This is a genomic window from Desulfuromonas sp. TF, from assembly GCF_000472285.1.
GTDB lineage: Bacteria > Desulfobacterota > Desulfuromonadia > Desulfuromonadales > ATBO01 > ATBO01.
In genome coordinates this window covers 1-2,108 of the sequence record NZ_KI421421.1, presented here as the reverse complement: position 1 = coordinate 2,108, position 2,108 = coordinate 1, and the positions used below count along the sequence as shown (strand labels likewise).

Annotated in this window: 2 protein-coding genes and 1 pseudogene; all 3 read left to right on the top strand. The window is 63.2% G+C overall.

Annotated elements, in window-relative coordinates:
• Nucleotides 1-76: 76 nt before the first annotated feature.
• A pseudogene (locus DTF_RS27245) lies at nt 77-420 on the top strand (acetyl-CoA hydrolase/transferase C-terminal domain-containing protein); the annotation flags it as partial.
• Nucleotides 421-468: 48 nt separating this feature from the next.
• Nucleotides 469-1,659: a thiolase family protein gene (locus DTF_RS0111225; RefSeq protein WP_027715395.1), complete on the top strand. Its 1,191-nt coding sequence runs from the start codon at nt 469-471 to the stop codon at nt 1,657-1,659.
• A 60-nt stretch (nt 1,660-1,719) separates the two neighbouring features.
• Nucleotides 1,720-2,108 (top strand): enoyl-CoA hydratase/isomerase family protein (locus tag DTF_RS0111220; RefSeq protein WP_027715394.1); only part of this gene is annotated, 389 nt, incomplete at its 3' end.

Sequence of the window (2,108 nt, the reverse complement as noted above, 5' to 3'; positions counted from 1 at the left end):
GTCAACGGTTCGCGTCTGCTCAACGGCGTCGGCGGCTCTGGGGATTTCATGCGCAACGCCTATCTCTCCATCATGCACCCCCCCTCGACCCGCCCCTCGAAGACCGACCCCAACGGCATCAGCTGCGTCGTTCCCATGGTGACCCATGTGGATCATACCGAGCATGATCTCGACGTGCTGGTGACCGAGCAGGGACTCGCCGACCTGCGCGGTCTGGCCCCCAAACAAAGGGCCCAGCGCATCATCGACAAATGCGCTCACCCCGCGTACCGGCCGATCCTGCAGGACTACTTCGATCGCGCCACTCGGGAGTGCGTGGCCAGCGGCAGCGCCCATCAGCCGCACATGCTCTACAAGGCTTTCAACATGCAGAAGCACCTCGATGAAAAAGGGACAATGATGGTCGCCAACTGGGATTAGTTCAAGTACCCGGGCGGGCGCTCATCTAAATCACAGGAGAATTTACAAATGTTGACAAAAGCTTATATCCCCTATGGGGGTTATTACAGCACCCCTTTCGCTCGCTGGCAGGGTACCCTGGCCAACGAGAACGCGATCGTTCTGGGGGCCGACACCTCCAGGCGCTTCTTCGAGTCCAAGGGATGGAATCCCCGGATGCTCGACTATGTTCTGGTCGGCAGCACCGTCTACCAGAAGCAGTGGTTCTACAGCGGCCCCTGGGCCGCTGCCATGATGGGTGCTGCCGAGACGCCGGGCGTCCTGGTCAGCCAGGCCTGCTCGACCCCGACCACGACTATTTACCAGGCCGGGATGGGGATCGAAACGGGGATGTTCGCCAACAGCTGGTGCCTGCTGGCCGACCGCTGCTCCAACGGCCCCCATGCCAGTTGGCCCAACCCCAATGGCCCTGGCGGCCAGGTCGTCACCGAGGACTGGTTCATGGACAACGTCGCCAAAGACCCGTGGGGGGGAACTTCCATGATCGAGACCGCGGAGAACGTCAGCAGAGAGTACGGCGTCACCCGCGAGGAATGCGACGCCATCACCCTGCGCCGCCAGGCGCAGTATCACGACGCCCTGGCCAATGACCGGGCCTTCCAGAAGCGCTACATGTTTGCCGCCGAGGTGCGGATCTCGAAGAAAAAGACCGTCACTCTGGAGGCGGACGAGGGAATCACCCTCAGCACCCCTGAAGGGCTGGCCGGGCTGCGACCGGTCCTGTCCGACGGAGTTCACACCTTCGGGGCCCAGACCCACCCGGCCGACGGCAACTGCGGCATCTCGGTCACCACCCGCGAGAGGGCCCGGGAACTGAGCACCAATCCCGGCGTTGAAGTCCAGCTCGTCTCCTTCGGCTTTGCCCGGGCCAGGAAGGCCCACATGGCGGCCGCCGTCGCCCCGTCGGCGCAGATGGCCCTCGAAAATGCCGGCCTCAAGGCTGCGGACCTTGGCGCCGTCAAGACCCACAACCCCTTCGCCGCCAACGACGTGGTCATGGCCAAGGTCATGGGCCTCGATGTCGACAGCATGAACAACTACGGCTCCTCGCTCATCTACGGCCACCCCCAGGCGCCCACCGGCGCCCGCCTGGTCATCGAGGGGGTCGAGGAGCTGGTTCAGAAGGGGGGCGGTTATCTGCTCTTCGCCGGCTGTGCCGCCGGCGACACCGCCGCGGCCTTGGTGCTGAAAGTCGGCTAAAGGACCGATCCCGGACCTTGGACCTTTGAATAACTGACCACCGATAACGGAGCGAAGCGAATGGGATACCAGTTCATCACCATGAAACAGGACAAGCGGGTCCTGACCATCAGTCTCAACCGCCCACCCACCAACCCCCTCAACGGCGAATTCGGCCTGGAGCTCTTCAGCGCCTTCAGCGAAGTCGACAAGATGGACGATGTCACCGTCGTGGTCATCACGAGCGCCCTGGAGAAGGCCTTCATCGCCGGAGCCGACATCAAACAGATGGCGGCCATGAACCAGAGCGATTCCGAGGCGTTCTCCAAACTGCTGCAGAATGCCAACAACCTGCTCAGCGGCATGAAGAAGGTGGTGATCGCCGCCATCAACGGCCACGCCCTGGGCGGGGGGTGCGAGCTGGCCATGGCCTGCGACTACCGCTTCATGGCGGCCGGCAAGGCCTTCAT